The following is a 16,658-nucleotide window of genomic DNA, read 5'->3' on the forward strand; positions in this document are numbered from 1 at the left end:
CCTACGGACGAGCGCGAGGCGAACGTGCAAAAAAGAGGGTCGCGTGCAGCTGGTGGCGGCGCCTTGCGGTGTTTTGTCCGACATGACGAAAATGTCAGCGCTGAATTGATGCTGGTGGCTTGCGAGGCGGAAGCGAATGCGGTCCAAGTCGCAGCATTGGGTCCAGCATTGGATGGAGGGCAAAACCAATGGACTTTCCCTATCTTACTCGCTTTCAACCGGTTCTCCTGAGCCTGTTTCGCTTCATCACCGGCCTGCTGCTGTTCCAGTACGGCGTCGCCAAGCTGTTCAAGTTTCCGGCTCTTCCGATGTTCGCCAAAGTCGAGCTGCTGTCGCTTTACGGCGTGGCTGGGACGCTCGAGTTGGTGCTTGGCGGACTGTTGATGATCGGCTTGTTCTCGCGACTGTCGGCCTTCATCTTGTCCGGTGAAATGGCCTTCGCCTACTTCATCGGCCACATGTTCAGGGGCGACACGCCGGTGTTCCTGCCACTGCTCAACCGCGGGACCGAAGCGATCCTGTTCTGCTTCGCCTGCCTCTACCTCGCTGCAGCCGGTGGCGGCCCGGTCAGTGCCGACGCAGCGATGGGCAAGAAATAACCGGCGGCGCATCCGCGCCTCGCTGACACACTTTTCCGCCAAGCACGACGGCACCGGCAGATCTCCGGTGCCGTCTCAGCGCGTCCCCAGCACGTTCCAGATCAGGACGAGCGCCGCAACGAGCAGCAGAGACATGATGGCGCGATGAACGAATCGATTCATTGCGGCTCCAGCGGGCTCTTTAGCTACCGAATTCCAACATCGATTCTCTCCCCCAGACCGGCTCTAGAGCGAGCCAACCAGCCGATTTGCCTTGCACGATTGCGCACGCGCCTGCAAACGCTGTCCGCGCAGCAGGCCGCCGCATGCCTCCATTCATGATTGGTAAGAACTTCATGCTACCGGTGCGAGCAATAACAACCATTCCGTAGGGGCTGTGATGAAACTGCTGAGTCATTTGAAGATCCGCACCAAGCTTGCCAGCATGGTCTGCCTCGCGGCTCTCACGATCACAGCCATCATCGGCGTATCGGCCGTGCTCAGCAAGAGCCGGATGATGGAGGACCGCGTCGAGCAGATGCGGACCGCCGTCGAACTCCTCTACAACTACGCCCAAGCGCTCCAGGACGAAGTGACCGCCGGCAAGCTGACGCCGGCCGAGGCCAAGAGCCTGTTCCACCAGCGCGGCCGCCGCATGAACTTCAACGGCAATCAGGGCTATCCGGTGGTTTACAATCCGGACGGCTCCCTGGTCGTGAACGGCGCCAACCAGCAGCTCGAAGGCAAGATCACCGGCGCCAAGGATTCAAACGGCGTGCTGATTGCCGACGCCATCATCAAGGCCGGCAGCGAGACTGCGCAGGGCGGCGTCACCTCCTATCTCTACCCCCGTCCCGGCCAGACCGAGCCGGTCCGCAAGACCGTGTTCGCGCGCAAGTTCGCGCCCTGGAACGTCATCATCAGCTACGGCCTCTATGTCGACGACATCGACGCCGATGTGCGCGCCTTGACGCTGGAGCTTGGCGCCATCGGCATCGGCCTGATGCTGCTGATGGCGGCGCTGTCCTGGCTGATCGCCCGCGACGTGCTCGGCGCGCTCGACCGTCAGAAGAACCGCATGCAGGCGATTTCCGAAGGCGCCATCGACAAGCCGGTCGAGGAGACCGACCGCGGCGACGAGATCGGCCGCATGGCCGAGACGCTCGAAATTCTCAGGCAGACCGCGCTCACGGCCCGCACGCTGGAGGCCGAGCAGGTCGCGGCCAAGGCCCGCAGCGAGCAGGAGAAGCGCGAGGCCCTGATCGCCCTTGCCGACCGCTTCGATGCCTCCGTCGGCCAGCTCGTCGGCCTGATGGCCTCCGGCTCCGGTGAATTGGAGACCACGGCCAAGTCGATGTCGTCGACCGCCGAAGGCACCAATCGCCGCGCCGCCGTGGTCGGCTCGGCCGCCAATGAGGCCAGCCAGCGCGTCCAGACCGTCGCCTCCGCCGCCGAGGAGCTCTCCTCCTCCATCACCGAGATCAGCCGCCAGGTCGCGCAATCGGCCGAGGTCACGGGACGTGCGGTGGACAGCGCCCGCCGCACCGACACCATCGTGCGCGCACTCTCGGACGGCGCCCAGCAGATCGAGCATGTCGCCGAGCTGATCTCCAACATCGCGGCGCAGACCAACCTGCTCGCGCTCAACGCCACCATCGAGGCCGCCCGCGCCGGCGAAGCCGGCCGCGGCTTTGCCGTGGTCGCTTCCGAGGTGAAGTCGCTGGCGAGCCAGACCGCGGAAGCCACCCGCGAGATCGGCGACAAGATCGCCCAAATCCAGGGCGCCACCAAGGAAGCTGTCGATGCGATCGGCGGCATCACCGCCACCATCGAGGAGGTCAGCCGCATCGCCACCTCGATCGGCGCGGCCATCGAGGAGCAAGGCGCCGCCACCGCCGAGATCGCCCGCAGCGTCTCGCAGACCGCGGAGGCGACCAAGGAGGTCACCACCAATATCGGCGGCGTGTCCACCGCAGCCAACGAGACCGGCAACGCTGCCGGCATGGTGCTCGCAGCAGCCAGCAACCTCTCCAAGCAGGCCGAGCAGCTCTCCGGCGAAGTCGGAACGTTCCTGAAGGGCGTGCGCGCGGCGTAAGCCTTCACGCGCGAATATCTCCACTTCCGTCATGGCCGGGCTTGTCCCGGCCATCCACGTTTTCAGACACTGCGAAGGGAAGAACGTGGATGCCCGGGACAAGCCCGGGCATGACGATCGTCTGCTACTCTTCGTGAGAAAAAGGCCCGCCCCTACCGCCGCGCGAGGGTGCAACCGCTCGACAGCTGGCGCGTCGATCCGGTCGAGCCGTCGTTCGAATGCGAGGGGAATTCCTCGAACGGCGAGTTCTGCTTGCCGGTGTTGAACTCGAAGATCTTGCGGAACAGGCCCGGCGCCATCGCCGAGATCGGATTGACGCGCATCACGGGCGCGGCTGGCGTGCCGACGACCTCGTAGGTCACGCCGATCAGCCCCTCATTGTTGCCGCCACCGAGGAAGATGCCGAACAGCGGGATCTGGCCGAAGATGTTGTTGACGCCGTACATCGGCACGAAGGTGCCGCTCATGCAAACCTGGTTGCCGGGATAATCGATCGAGCCTTCGATGGTGGCACCGATCATCGGCCCCTTGACCACGCCGTCGCGGACCGTGAGCGCACCGTTCTGCCGCGTGAACTCGGCGCGAAGTGCGCTGAAGGACACGCCATTCCCGGTCCCGTTCGGCGCGCCGGCGGCAACGCGTTCGAGCTGCGCCTCGCCCTTCACGGTGAAGTCGCGAACATTGATCAGGCCCTCGCGCGCGGCGTTCGGCTCGGAAGACGGCGGCTCCATCGCCACCACCATCTGGCCGCCGACCGCCTTGGTGTAGGTGTCGGTGAAGCGCAGCAGCGCGCCGGCGTCGTTGGTCTGCAGGTAGATCACCTCGCGGTTGCCCTGGGCACGGCCGCCGCGCAGGTCGGCAGCGACAGGCGTGTCGCGGCCGATCTTGCCGCTCAGCGTGAACGCCTTGATAGCCCCATTGCGCTTCGACATCTTGGCATCGAGGCTGCGCATGGCCTCGCCGTTGAAGCCGGCGACGGCACCGAGCTTCACGTCGATGTCGAAATCGACGTTCTTCAGCTTGTTCTTGTCGTCCTTGGAATTGCCTGAGATCGCCGACTTCAGGAAGCCGCGGCCGTCGAACACGTCGCCACGCATGGTGCCGCGCAGCACACCGTCCTGGCTGCGCTCCACCCTGAGCGAGGCCTTGTCGCCGTCGGACGGCGCGTAGGTCGGGAAGTTCGCGTTCACGAGATCGCTGTTCGCGTCGAGCTCGAGCGAGCCCTTGATCGAGGCGCCGCCGCCTTCGATGACGATGTCCTCGAAACGCGTCGATTGCGCCGTCGGCACCACCTTGAAGCTGGCCTTGCCGGACTTGCCCGGCAGCTTGACCCAGCCAGGCAGGATGTTGTCGAGCCTGACCGCGGTCAGGTCCGCCTCGACGCCGAGCTTCGTCGTCTGATCCGCGCCGCTCGCGATCTTGCCCGACAGCTTGATCGGCAACGATCCGATGACGGCGGGGCTGAGATCGAAGCCGAGCCGCGCGCGGCTGGCATCGTCCAGCGTCGCCTGCAGCCTGACATCCGCGTCGCCCTCGGCCGGCTTGCGATAATCGAGCGAGGCCGCCTGGCCGTTGATCTTGACGTCGCCCTTGACCTGGTAGCCCTGGTTGTTGGCTGATATCTTGAGGTTGTTGGCTTCCAGCTTCTGGTTCATCACCAGCTTGTCGGCGGCAAAACCGTTGAGATCGGCGGTGACGGCATAGGTGGTGTCGGCCTTGGTCAGCTCGCCCTTGACCGGCATGCCGAGCTGGATGTTCGCCGAGAACGTTCCCTTGCTGGTGTTGGGATCGACGACGGTCGCCGACAGGTCGCTCAGCCGATCATTGGCGAGCATTTCAGCGGCCGCGGGCACCGGCCCTTCCACACGGAATCTGCTCCGCGACGGCGACGGCTTCGGCGCCATGTCGGGCACCTCGAAGACGAAATCGGAGATCGTGACCTTGCGGCCCGCGGGGGTATCGGCAATGCCCTGCCCGATGTTGACGGTCGCGGTGCGTCCGGTCACGCGCGCCTTCAGATCGGCATCGCGCACCACCGGCATGCCGTCCACGGGCCGGACCGCAACGCCGCTCGCCACGATGTTGACCGACAGGCCGTCGTCCGGAATGGGCGGACCCTTGCGCGGCAGGTTCCTGGTCGGCGAGTTGACGCCGATCTCGATGCGCTGGAGCGTGCCGCGCTCGATCCGTTCTATCACCCATTCACGCAATTCGGGGACGATCAGCGTCGGCCACATCCGCTTCAAGGCGGAGGCCGACATCGGCGTGCCCGCAAAACCGAGGGTGAGCCGCGGCTCGCCCGAATAGTCGAGGGCGCCGGTGCCGGCGACGCCGATCTCGCCGTTGGAGACGTCGGCCTGTGTCAGCAGGATGCGCTTGTGGTCGGCGTCGAAGCGGAAGCCGATCGCAATGCGGTTGAAGACGAGCGGCGGCTCGTTGTCGATGCCGCCGAGCAGGATCGACCCGCCGCTGAAGCCGAGCTGCCAGTCGTTGATGTTGCCGTTGGGTGGCTCGAGATGGGCCAGCAGCGTCAGGCGGTTCGCGCCGGAGAGAACCTTGAACGGCGCGACCAGCACCCGCCGGTTCGCATCCCACTCGACGTTGATCTCGGCCGAGTCGATTGCCATCGGGTAGTCGGGCGTGTCGGTATCGATGATATTGCCGGCGCCGGCCGCGATCTTGCCGCGGAAGAAGGTCGGCACGCCGTCGCGGCCGAGCTCGCCCTTGAGCTCGCCCGTCAGCGGCAGGTCGGCGGTGTAGGTGAGGTCCTTCACCCGCAGCGCCAGCAGGATGTTGGAGGTCGAGACCTTGTCGGCCTTGATGTCGACCGAGCGCACGCCGTTCTCGGCCGGTCCGATCGTGGCGCGCAGCAGCCACGGACGCGCGCCCTGCTCGCCGAGGCTGAGCGCGACGCCGCCGCGACTCGGCCGGCGCAGGCTGAGCGTGATGTTCTCGAACGACCATTTGCTGCCGCGCTGCTGATCGTCGACGATCAGGACGCCGTTCTTCAGACCGATCTCGTTGAGGTTCTGACCGTCGAGGCCAGTCATGCTCAGGCTGTCGAGCCAGTCGAGGCCCTGAAGGATGCCGCTCTGCGCGGTCGCCTGCGGTGCAGCCTGCGATGCGTCCGGGCTCGCAGGCGCGGTCGCGAATGGCGGCGGGGGGACACCGCTGCGCGGGAATGTCGGCGGCAGGCCCGCATCCTTCTTGGACGCGACACCGGTCGCGAGCGGCTTTGCGGTGTCGCCGGCGGACACGGTGACGGTGCCATCGGGCGCAATGCGGATGGCGAGCTCGGCATCGACCAGGTTAAGACTCTCGGCACGCAGGTGCCCCATCAGGAGGGCCGCACCCGACAGCCTCACCTCGGCCTTCGGCGCGCTGGCGACGACGGCGTGATCGCGGTCGCGAACGATGATGTCTCGGATGCGGACGGCGACGCGGACCCGGCCGGCCCGCTCGATCTGAGTGCCGCCGACCTCAACGGTGTTGCCGTGGCCGATATTGTCCTCGATCGCGGCTGCGAGCCACGGCGTTGCGATGTCCAGACTGATGGGACCGGCACCGAGCCGCCACCACAGCGCACCGAAACAGCCAATGAAAATGACGATGACGGTGGCGACGGCCACCGCCAGGCGCTTCAGCCAGCGTCCCCCACCCGTCCAGCGGCGCAGCGCGCCAAATCCACCACCGAAGCGAAGAAAGCCCGAACCGGAACGCGCCAGCAACCGGCGTGCGCGATTGCGCGCAGCCGCTTCCTGATCCGGATCCCAGTCGGCGTCGTCCCATTCCTGCGGCTCGAGTTGGCCGCCGCGCCGATCAAAATCCCGGTTGTAGTCCTGGGGCGACGTATTCCTTGCCATTGCCTCTCGATACAGGCGCCCGTCATAGGACTGAGCGCCGCCGGGACCGCAGCCGTTCGCGGGAAGTGATGCTCCCTGCGCCGGCACTGCCGCCATACCTCGAATATTCCTGCTGTTCGTCATTTCGCCCCGGGAGCGCGTTCAACGAGCAGTGGGGTGGTGCGTGGAATTCCTTGTAACCATACTCCGGCGTCGCCAGACTTGCCCAGCCGAGGGCACGATTCCGGCTCGCCGGACAAGAGCTGCAATACCGCTTCGGTTGACCTGCCGAAAGCGTCGAAAGGAAGGCGTATGTCCAAGAAATCCCGAAAGAAATCGTCCAAAACGCCCTCCGGCAGTCCGACCGCTGCAAAGAAGTCCGCAAAAACGCGGGCATCGACTCAAACAAGATCCGCGAAAACGCAGCGCACACCGGCACGCAAATCAGCTGCAACCATAGCAAAAGCAGGATCACATAAGGCCGCATCGAAACAGTTAAAATCCTCCAAATCCGCCTCCTCTCCGGCTGCCGCCAAGTTGGGCTTGAAGTCCGGCTTGGCCGAGGGCCAAAAGGCCCCGGCCTTCCGCCTGCCGCGCGATGGCGGCGACGTGGTCACGCTCGCCGACTACGCCGGCCGAAAGCTCGTCCTGTTCTTCTACCCCCGCGCCGACACCCCCGGCTGCACGCGGGAGGCGATCGACTTTACGCGCCTGGCGGGCGCCTTCGCGGCCGCCGGCACCGCCGTGCTCGGCATCTCCGCCGATCCGTTAAGGGCCCAGGAGAAGTTTCGCGACAAGCACAAGCTCGGCGTCCCCCTCATCTCGGACGAGACGCATGAGATGCTGGAGGCTTATGGGGCCTGGGGCGAAAAGTCCATGTATGGCAAGAGCTTCCTTGGGATCCTTCGCACCACGGTGCTGGTCGGGACTGACGGTAAAGTGGCGCGGATCTGGCGCAATGTCCGGGTCGATGGCCATGCCGACGAAGTGCTGGAGGCGGCAAGGAGCCTTTAACCAATCCTTTAAATTCGCGCGTTCCCATTTGCGGAAAATTAACCATGCGCGGCCCAGATTGCGGCGGCAATTGAGCCGCAAGGAACCCATCCGACCGGCGCGGGAGTGCCGATGTCGAAAAGTTCTGCCCAATACTCGCAGTACCCCCAACATCATCCTCACGATCACGGACGCGCCTTCCGGCGCCCTCTGGGTGCCCCGGCGGCGGTGACCGCGATTCCCCTGCCCGCCACCGACGATGCCTACACCATCGTGCATGCCGGCAAGCAGGTCCGCTTCGGACCCGTGGTGTTCTGGATCGTGGTCGGCACCGTGGTGCTGCTCGGGCTGTGGTCGGCCGCCACCGCCACCTATTTCGCGTTCCGTGACGACGTCCTGACCCGGCTGATCGCCCGCCAGGCCGAGATGCAATACGCCTATGAGGACCGCATCGCCGAGCTGCGCGCCAAGATCGATCGCACCACCAGCCGTCAATTGCTCGACCAGGAGCAGTTCGACCAAAAGCTCGACCAGATCATGAAGCGCCAGACGGCGCTCGAGTCCCGGGCCACGGCGCTCGGCGCCATGCCCGACGTGACCGGCTCGATTCCCCGCGCCGCTCCGCAGCGCAGCGATGCAAGCCCGACCACGCCAAAACCGTCGCCCATCAGCGACACCGTGATCTTCGTGGCGCCACCGGATCGCGAAGCGCGCCTCGAATCGCGCGCGCCGAGCGTTGCGGCAACACCGACCAGCCAGTTCGCCAAGAACCGCGGTTTCGACAATGTGCTGGTCCGGCTCACGACCTCGCTTGATCAGGTCGAGCGGCGCCAGATGGCGACGCTCAACGCGGTCGAGGAAAGCATGGATTCGCGCATGCGCCGGATGCGCAGCGTGGTCAGCGACCTCGGCCTGAACCTTGCCCATCTCGAAGCCGCCGTGCCGCGCAGTGCGATGGGCGGACCGTTTGTCCCGGTCAAGCTGACGGCGAATGCCGGACCGTTCGAGAAGCAGCTCCACCGCATCCACACCACGCGCGCCGAGATGGACCGTCTCAACCGCACGCTGGCGTTGGTGCCGTATCGCAAGCCCGTCATCGGCGAGGTCGAGTTCACCTCGGGCTTTGGCGTGCGCAGCGATCCTTTCCTGGGTCGGCCCGCGATGCACACCGGCCTTGATTTCCGCGCCGCCAGCGGTGATCCCGTCCGCGTCACCGCCTACGGCAAGGTGGTTTCCGCCGGATGGTCCGGCGGCTACGGCCGCATGGTCGAGGTCGACCACGGCAACGGGCTTTCGACCCGCTACGGCCATCTCTCCGAGATCAACGTCAGGGTCGGCGAAGTCGTGAAGATCGGCCAGGTCATCGGCCTCGTCGGCTCGACCGGCCGCTCCACCGGTCCGCATTTGCACTATGAGACCCGCATCGAAGGCGAAGCGGTCGATCCGCAGAAATTCCTGCGCGCCGGCGTGCGGCTCAGCGCGGGTTAGGTCCGCGCTTTTCAGTTTTGCCGCGCAGAACTTCCCGAGAGCCAGAGCAACGACTGGCGGCCGAGAGCTTGCGCAGTAAGCTGAATGCACGCCCATCAATCACCAGCAGCGCGCTGGCGATGACGATCGAGCCGGCGATCTCGCGGCCGGAGATCGGCTCATCCAGCACCAGCCAGCCCAGCAGGATGGCGGTGACGGGAATGAGCAGCGTCACCAGCATCACGTTGCTCGCACCCGAGCGCCGCACGATCTGGAAGAAGACGATGTAGGCGAGCGCCGTCGACAGCGCGGCGAGGCCGAGCACGGCGAGCCAGGTCGTGAGGCTCGGCATCGGTAACTGCCAAGGCTGCTCCACGACGCCGGCGACGACCGCTATCATCACCGTGGATGACATCAATTGAAACGTCGCCGTCCCCAGCGGCGCTGCGTCCTTCAGCAAGCGCCGCGCAGCCAGCGCCGCAAAGCCGTAGCTCAGTGCCCCGCCGAGGCAGAGCAGAATGCCGAGCCCCTGTCCCGGCCTGGTCTCGAAGCCCCATCCGCGCAGCAGGATCACGCCGACAAAGCCCAACGCCACCCCGGCCAGGCGGCGCATCTGCAAGGCCTCCTGGCCCGCTGCAATCATCACGGCCACCGTGAACATCGGCGTGGTCGCGTTCAGGATCGAGGCCAGCCCACTCGGAATGAAAGTTTGGCCGATCGCGATCAGCGAAAACGGGACGACGTTGTTGAGCAGCCCGATCGCAATGAACGGCGCCCAGCCCGTCCAGCTCCTGGGAAAGCCGATGCCATGTGCGCGCAGCAGCGGCAGCAGCATTGCAGCGCCGAGCGCGACGCGCAAAAACACCAGTGTGAGCGGCGGCAATTCCCGCAAGGCTGCGCCGTTGAAGAAGAACGAGCCGCCCCAGAGGATCGAGAGCAGAGCGAGCAACGACCAGTCGCGTGCATCGATCCGGTGGTCATTGTCGGGCATGGGGTCTTACCTCAGCCCCATGGCCTAGAACGGTGCGATCAATGTCGCCACCCGATTTCTGACGAGGTCCCGGTTTACAAACCGATGCTCGGCGCGAATGGAGTGACTGAGGGGCACCGGTTAGCGCGGTTTGACTAGGATGGCTTCTTCGGCCGCGACACCAGCTCGATCATCCTGCCTTCATCATCGTCCGGCATCACCGCTTTCGCCTGCGCGTACGCCTCGACCGCGGCGCGCGCGACCAGCGGCTTGCCCGCGAGCAGGCTCTCGGCGAGCTTCACGGCGTAGGCGGCATCCTTGTGCCGCAGCGCTGCGGTGAAGGTCGCGCCGCTGAAATCGCGGGCGACCATGCGCTTGGAGTGACGCGCTACCTGCGGGCTTGCCGCGACGCCTGCCTGGATCGATTCCAGCACCAGGTTCATGTCGAGCCCGGCCTGCTCGGCAATCGCAAGGCCCTCGGCGAGGCCGGCGATCTGGATCGCGCCCATGAGATTGTTGATCAGCTTGTAGACCGTGCCGGAGCCGACCGCGCCGAAATGGCGGATGGTCGAGCCGATCGGCGTCAGATAGGGCCGCGCGCGCTCGAGATCGGCCGCGTCGGCGCCAACCAAGAGCGTCAACTTCCCGGCCGCCGCCGCGTCCGGCAATCCCGTCACCGGGCAGTCGATATAGATCAGCCCGCGCGCGTTGAGCTCGCGGCCCATCTCACGCGAATGGTCATAGGAGACGGTGGAGCATTCGATCGCGATGGTGCCGGCCTTCGCCGTCTTGGCGGCGCCGTCAGGCCCGAGCCAGACCGCGCGCGAGGCCTCGTCGTCGGCGACCATGGTCACGACCGCGTCGGCATCGATCGCGGCATCCTCCGGCGAGGTCGCCCAAATCGCGCCGCGCGCGATCAGGTCCTCGGCCTTTGCCTTGCTGCGATTCCAGATCGTTACCGTGAAGCCGGCATCGAGATAGCGGCCGGCCATGCCATGGCCCATCCGCCCAAGCCCGATGAAGGCGATTCGGGACATGGCTAGTCCACGTCCTCGACGTCGCCGGCGGTGGTGCCGAAGGCGCGCTGCGCCAAGGTCGCGGCCATGAACTCGTCGAGCTCGCCATTGAGCACGCCCGATGTGTCGGAAGTCTGCACGCCCGTGCGCAAATCCTTCACCATCTGATAGGGCTGCAGCACGTAGGAGCGGATCTGGTGGCCCCAGCCGATATCGGTCTTGGCGGCCTGGTCGGCGGCGGCTTTCTCCTCGCGCTTCTTCAGCTCGATCTCGTACAGACGCGCGCGCAGCATGTCCCAGGCCTGCGCCCGGTTCTTGTGCTGGGAGCGGCCGGCCTGGCAGACCACGGCGACGCCGGTCGGGATATGCGTCAGGCGCACCGCGGATTCGGTCTTGTTGACGTGCTGGCCGCCGGCACCGCCCGATCGCATCGTGTCGACGCGGACGTCGGATTCCTTGATGTCGATCTTGATGCTGTCGTCGATGACGGGGAACACCTGCACGCTCGAGAACGAGGTGTGCCGCCGCGCGTTGGAATCGAATGGCGAGATGCGCACCAGCCGATGCACGCCGGCTTCAGTCTTCAGCCAGCCGTAGGCGTTGTGACCGGAGACCTGGATGGTCGCCGACTTGATGCCGGCCTCTTCGCCCTCGGACTCTTCGAGATACTCGACCTTGAAGCCGTGGGTTTCGGCCCAGCGCGTGTACATGCGCAGGAGCATCTGCGCCCAGTCCTGGCTCTCGGTGCCGCCGGCGCCGGCATGGACTTCGAGATAGGAATCGAAGCGGTCGGCTTCGCCCGAGAGCAGTGCCTCGAGCTCGCGCCGCGCCACTTCCTTCTTGAGGTTCTTCAGCGCAGCTTCGGCTTCGGCGACGACGCCGTCATCGCCCTCGGCCTCGCCGAGCTCGATCATGCCGATGTCGTCTTCGAGCTCCTGCTCGACCTTGCCGATGCCTGAGAGCGCATCGTCAAGCGAGGTGCGCTCCTGCATCAGCTTCTGGGCTTTCTGAGGGTCGTTCCAGAGATTGGGATCTTCTGCGAGCTTGTTCAGCTCAGCGAGGCGCGCCGTCGATTTCTCGACGTCAAAGATGCCTCCTCAGCAGCCCGACTGACTGCTTGATCTCTTCTACCAACCGTTCGATTTCGGCGCGCATGTTGTTCTCTGTCTTGCGGAATCCCGCGTGCAGTTCGAGAGGGGATGTAGCGGCGGCGGCTGCAAAGCGCAACCGCCCAAACCGTGATCGCCGGCCTTATCCGCGGCCTACCACAACCCGCCAGTGCCCGGCCGGAAGAGGAAGCCGGAATCCGGCTGCTGCTGCTGCACCGGCATGCCGCGCCCGTCGGCGTCGGCAACGCCGATGACCGAATAATTGTCCGGCGGCGCCGTGCCGGGCTTGAAGGCTTCGAGGATGGTTCCGCCGGTCTCGCCGGGGCCGGCGCGCATGCCGGTCTTGGCGACGACGCGAACGAGCTTGATGCCGGCGGGCACCTTGAACGGGACCGCGGGCTTGTCGGCGAGCGCGAGCTTGAGGAAGTCACGCACGATCGGAGCAGCGAGATGACCGCCGGTCGCGGCATTGCCCTTACCGAGCGGACGAGGCTTGTCGTAGCCCATGTAAACTGCGACTGCGATGTCCGGCGAGAAGCCGACGAACCAGGCGTCCTTGGCCTCGTTGGTGGTGCCGGTCTTGCCGGCGACGGGCTTGCCGACCTCCTTGATCACCGTGGCCGTACCGGACTGCACCACACCCTCCATCAGCTCGGTGATCTGATAGGCGGTCATGGAATCCAGCACCTGCTCGCGGCGGTCGATCAGCTGCGGCTCGGGCTGGTTCTTCCAGCCGCCCGGCGCGTCGCAGCCGCGGCATTCGCGCTGGTCGTGCTTGAAGATGGTGCGGCCGTAACGGTCCTGGATGCGGTCGATCAGCGTCGGCTTCACGCGGCGGCCGCCATTGGCGAGCATCGAGTACGCCGTGACCATGCGCATCGCCGTGGTCTCGCCGGCGCCGAGCGCGTAGGAGAGATAGTTCGGCAGTTCGTCATAGACGCCGAAGCGGCGGGAATATTCGCCGATCAGGGGCATGCCGATGTCCTGCGCGAGGCGCACCGTCACGGTGTTGAGCGATTGCCGCAGCGCATTGCGCAGCGTCACCGGTCCCTGGAACTTGCCCGAGGAGAAGTTTTCAGGCCGCCACACGCCGGCGCCCTGCCCCTGGTCGATCTCGATGGGCGCGTCGAGCACGACGGTCGAGGGCGTGTAGCCGTTGTCGAGCGCGGCCGAATAGACGATCGGCTTGAACGACGAACCGGGCTGCCGGTAGGCCTGCGTGGCGCGATTGAACTGGCTCTGGTCGAACGAGAAACCGCCGACCATCGCGAGCACGCGGCCGGTCCAGGGATCCATCGCCACCATCGCGCCGGAGACTTCCGGAATCTGGCGAAGCCGGTACTGGCCCTCGACGGGGTGGCCGTCCTTGTAGAGGGGATCGGCATAGATGACGTCGCCGGGCTGGAGCACCTGCGACACCGCTGTCGGCGTCTTGCCTCTCGTGCCGCCCTGCAGCGCCCGCGCCCAGCGCACGCCGTCGACCGTCACGATGCCGGTCTCGCGCTGCTTGCTCACCGCGCCGCCGAGCTCGCGGCCAGGCTGAAAGCCGATCCGTGCCGACTGATCGCTGGTCTCCAGCACTACCGCCATGCGCCAAGGCGAGATGTCGGACAGCGACTTGATCTCGGCGAGCTTCACGCCCCAGTCGCCCGAGATGTCGAGCTTGCTGATGGCGCCGCGATAACCCTGCTGCTCGTCATAATTCACGAGGCCGGCGACCATGGCCTTGCGCGCCATGACCTGAATCTTCGGATCGAGCGTGGTGCGAACCGACAGGCCACCCTCGTAGAGCTTCTTCTCGCCGTAGCGCTCGAAAATGTCGCGGCGGACTTCCTCGGCGAAATATTCGCCGGCAAAGGTGTGGGCGCCGTTGGAACGGCTGGTGACGGCGAGCGGCTCCTTGCGCGACTTGTCGGCGTCGGCCTGCTTGATCCAACCGTTTTCCACGAGACGGTCGATCACGTAATTGCGGCGCTCGATGGCGCGGTCGCGGTTGCGGACCGGATGCAGCGTCGCCGGCATCTTCGGCAGCGCCGCCAGATAGGACACTTCCGCCACCGTCAGCTCGTTCACCGACTTGTCGAAATAGACCAGCGAGGCCGCCGCGATGCCGTAGGCGCCGAGGCCGAGATAGATCTCGTTGAGATACAGTTCGAGGATTTTGTCCTTCGAATAGGTCTTCTCGATGCGCATCGCCAGCAAGGCTTCCTTGATCTTGCGTGAGAAGGAGACCTCGTTGGTGAGCAGGAAGTTCTTGGCGACCTGCTGCGTGATCGTGGACGCACCCTGCGGACGGCGGTTGGAGCCGTAATTCTGCAGATAGAGCAGGCCTGCGCGCGCCATGCCGGTGTAGTCGATGCCGCCATGCTCGTAGAAATTCTTGTCCTCGGCCGCGAGGAACGCGTTGATCACGAGCTTCGGCACCGCCTGGATCGGCAGATACAGCCGCCGCTCCTTGGCGTATTCGCCGACCAGCGAACCGTCGACCGCGTGCACACGCGTCATCACCGGCGGCTCGTAATCCTGAAGCTGAGAGTAGTCCGGCAAGTCCTTCGAGAAATGCCAGATCAGGCCTGCCACGGCCCCGACGCCAACAAGGAACACCACTGTTCCCGCGGCGAACAGGAAGCCCATGAACCGCACCAGCAAGCGCATTATCTGTTTATCCGTTCAAACTCTGGATCAGCCCAGTATCAGCCCTTTGGCACACAAAACGGTACCAACCTCACGCCGCGAATTCACCGGCTTACGCAATCACATCGAGGCCGGACTTAAGACGCTTGCCGAACAGGTTCTCGCCGATTCCGGAACCCTCTACCGGTTTCTATAAAGCGTCCGCTGTGGCCAAACTAGGGCCTTCGGGCCGGGAGGAACAAACCGGCTCAGTTCGACGTCCCCGCCGTGGCCATCCGCTTGGTCAAAAATCCGTCGATCGCCTGGGCCATCGAGCCCACGGCGCGGGAGCGCCAGCCCTCGGAGACCAGCTGCTCGAGATCGCCCTTGTTGGAGACGTAGCCGATCTCGACCAGCACTGATGGCACGTCGGGCGCCTTCAGAACCCGGAAGCCGGCGGACTTCAGGGGATGCTTGTGCATCCGCACCGTCTGCTTCATTTCGCTCATCAAATGGCGGGCGAAACGGTTTGAAAAGGTGCGGGTTTCGCGCTGTGTGAGGTCGATCAGGATGTCGGCGACGTCGGTCGGCTCCTCCGCGAGGTTGAAGCCGGCGATCGCATCGGCGCGGTTCTCCGCATCCGCCAGCCGCTGGGCCTCGGCGTCGGACGCCTTGTCGGAGAGCGTATAGATGGTCGCGCCCTGCGCATCCCCTTCCGCCCGCGGCAGCGCATCGGCGTGGATCGAGACGAACAAGGCCGCCTTGAGATTGCGGGCGATCTTGGTGCGGTCATTGAGCGGAACGAAGGTGTCGTCGTCCCGCGTCATGACCACGCGGTACTTGCCGGCTTTTTCCAGCTTGTCGCGGAGCGCCAGGCCAAAGGCCAGCACCAGGTTTTTCTCGCTCTCGCCGCTCGACTGCGTCCCGTTGTCGATGCCGCCGTGGCCGGGATCGATCACCACCACCGGTCGAGTATCGGCCTTCTGCTGCGCGCCATCGGGGGCCGCGGCACTGGGAGCCGTGGCAGGCGGCGCTTCAGCGATTGCGGGCCGCAGCTCGGGACGGTTCTCGGGGGCACGTGACGACACGAAGGCGGTGCGCTCGACCTCCTCCAGCTCGAGCACGAGCCGGACCGGTTGGCCGTTGGCCGCCTCCAGCACGTAGGATTTGGCGATCTTCGCCGGTCCGGTCAGGTCGAACACGATTCGCGAGCCGCCGGGCATGACGAGCCCGTAGCGGAAGGCCTTGACCAGCCCCCGCCCCCCGTTTCCGGTTCCGGCGGGCAGCTGAAAATTGACCTGCGGCACGTCCACCACCACGCGGTAGGGGTCGCCCAGCGTGACGGCGCGGAAGGTGACGGTCTGGTCGAGGTCGAGGATGAAGCGGGTCTGCTTGCCGTCGCCGGCCAGGCGGGCGGCCGAGGCGACCGGAAAATTCGCCGCAACGGCAGCAGGTTGCAGCCGGCTCTCGGCGGCGATCAGGCGCGCGGAATCGGCACAGGGCAATGCCGCAGTGCATAGCAACACGCCCCCCAGCAAAATCCGTCGATTTGTGCGGCTCGCCACCGATTCCGTGCCTCCGAGCAGCTCTCTTAACGCAATAGAACCACAGGGTTAATCGATCCTTAATGACGGAAACGCGAAACTCGCCGACTGTGACCGCCGTGCGACGCTCCCTTGCACGGATGGCTCATTCCTCGTATGTACGGAATGCTGACGGCCGATATTTCCGGTTGTGTCGCATTCAGCCTCCCGGTGCAGCGCCGGAACTCTCAAGGTTTGAGAATTCCAGCGTTTTCCACTTCCCTCTATGACCAGCGCGGTGCGCGGCAGCGAGGTGGAGCGGGTCAAGCCCCGGCGGCGGACGGTCTCGGGCTACCACTCATGTTGCCGGGACGGTTCTGACAGCGGCGTAACCCATTACCCGGTCCCTTGACCCCAAGGGGGCGGTTCGTGATCCCCAAGGCGAGCGCGCT

At 65.5% G+C, this 16,658-nt stretch carries 10 protein-coding genes; 4 read left to right on the plus strand and 6 right to left on the minus strand.

Features of this window, described 5'->3' with window-relative positions; genetic code table 11:
* The first annotated feature begins 188 nt into the window (after positions 1-188).
* Both XF30_RS22690 and XF30_RS22695 read left to right on the plus strand, forming a co-directional pair.
* A complete protein-coding gene (locus tag XF30_RS22690) occupies positions 189-599 on the plus strand; it encodes a DoxX family protein (protein ID WP_036033588.1) in 411 nt (136 codons plus the stop codon).
* Positions 600-978: 379 nt separating this feature from the next.
* The gene (locus XF30_RS22695) at positions 979-2,673 is read left to right on the plus strand and encodes a methyl-accepting chemotaxis protein (RefSeq protein WP_036022904.1); all 1,695 of its coding nucleotides are present in this window, start codon (positions 979-981) and stop codon (positions 2,671-2,673) included.
* A gap of 152 nt (positions 2,674-2,825) precedes the next feature.
* Here the strand turns inward: XF30_RS22695 and XF30_RS22700 are convergent, their stop codons facing one another.
* Positions 2,826-6,632, minus strand: coding sequence for a YhdP family protein (locus XF30_RS22700; RefSeq protein WP_192893222.1), 3,807 nt, complete (start codon positions 6,630-6,632; stop codon positions 2,826-2,828).
* A gap of 195 nt (positions 6,633-6,827) precedes the next feature.
* Here XF30_RS22700 and XF30_RS22705 point away from each other — a divergent pair, with 195 nt between their 5' ends.
* Positions 6,828-7,529: a peroxiredoxin gene (locus tag XF30_RS22705; protein WP_109143905.1), complete on the plus strand. Its 702-nt coding sequence runs from the start codon at positions 6,828-6,830 to the stop codon at positions 7,527-7,529.
* A 111-nt stretch (positions 7,530-7,640) separates the two neighbouring features.
* Entirely contained in the window at positions 7,641-8,996 is a 1,356-nt protein-coding gene (locus XF30_RS22710; protein ID WP_192893223.1) for a M23 family metallopeptidase, read from the plus strand.
* On the opposite strand, the gene XF30_RS22715 is transcribed toward XF30_RS22710, so the two are convergent.
* From XF30_RS22715 to XF30_RS22735, 5 genes are all read right to left on the minus strand, one after another.
* A complete protein-coding gene (locus XF30_RS22715) occupies positions 8,983-9,966 on the minus strand; it encodes a DMT family transporter (RefSeq protein ID WP_109143906.1) in 984 nt (327 codons plus the stop codon). The two genes, XF30_RS22710 and XF30_RS22715, sit on opposite strands and share 14 nt — an antisense overlap.
* Before the next feature lie 134 nt (positions 9,967-10,100).
* Positions 10,101-10,982, minus strand: coding sequence for an NAD(P)-dependent oxidoreductase (locus tag XF30_RS22720; protein ID WP_109143907.1), 882 nt, complete (start codon positions 10,980-10,982; stop codon positions 10,101-10,103).
* 2 nt (positions 10,983-10,984) lie between these two features.
* A protein-coding gene (gene prfB / locus XF30_RS22725; RefSeq protein WP_109143908.1) for a peptide chain release factor 2 occupies positions 10,985-12,116 on the minus strand; the annotation gives its coding sequence in 2 pieces (ribosomal slippage) (positions 10,985-12,046 and positions 12,048-12,116; 1,131 coding nt in all).
* Between the two features lie 107 nt (positions 12,117-12,223).
* Entirely contained in the window at positions 12,224-14,725 is a 2,502-nt protein-coding gene (locus tag XF30_RS22730; RefSeq protein WP_109143909.1) for a penicillin-binding protein 1A, read from the minus strand.
* 227 nt (positions 14,726-14,952) lie between these two features.
* Positions 14,953-16,248, minus strand: a complete 1,296-nt coding sequence (locus XF30_RS22735) for an N-acetylmuramoyl-L-alanine amidase (protein WP_109143910.1) — start codon at positions 16,246-16,248, stop codon at positions 14,953-14,955.
* Between the last annotated feature and the right edge of the window lie 410 nt (positions 16,249-16,658).

Origin of the sequence: Bradyrhizobium sp. SUTN9-2 (assembly GCF_003122645.1) — a bacterium.
Lineage (GTDB): Bacteria > Pseudomonadota > Alphaproteobacteria > Rhizobiales > Xanthobacteraceae > Bradyrhizobium > Bradyrhizobium yuanmingense.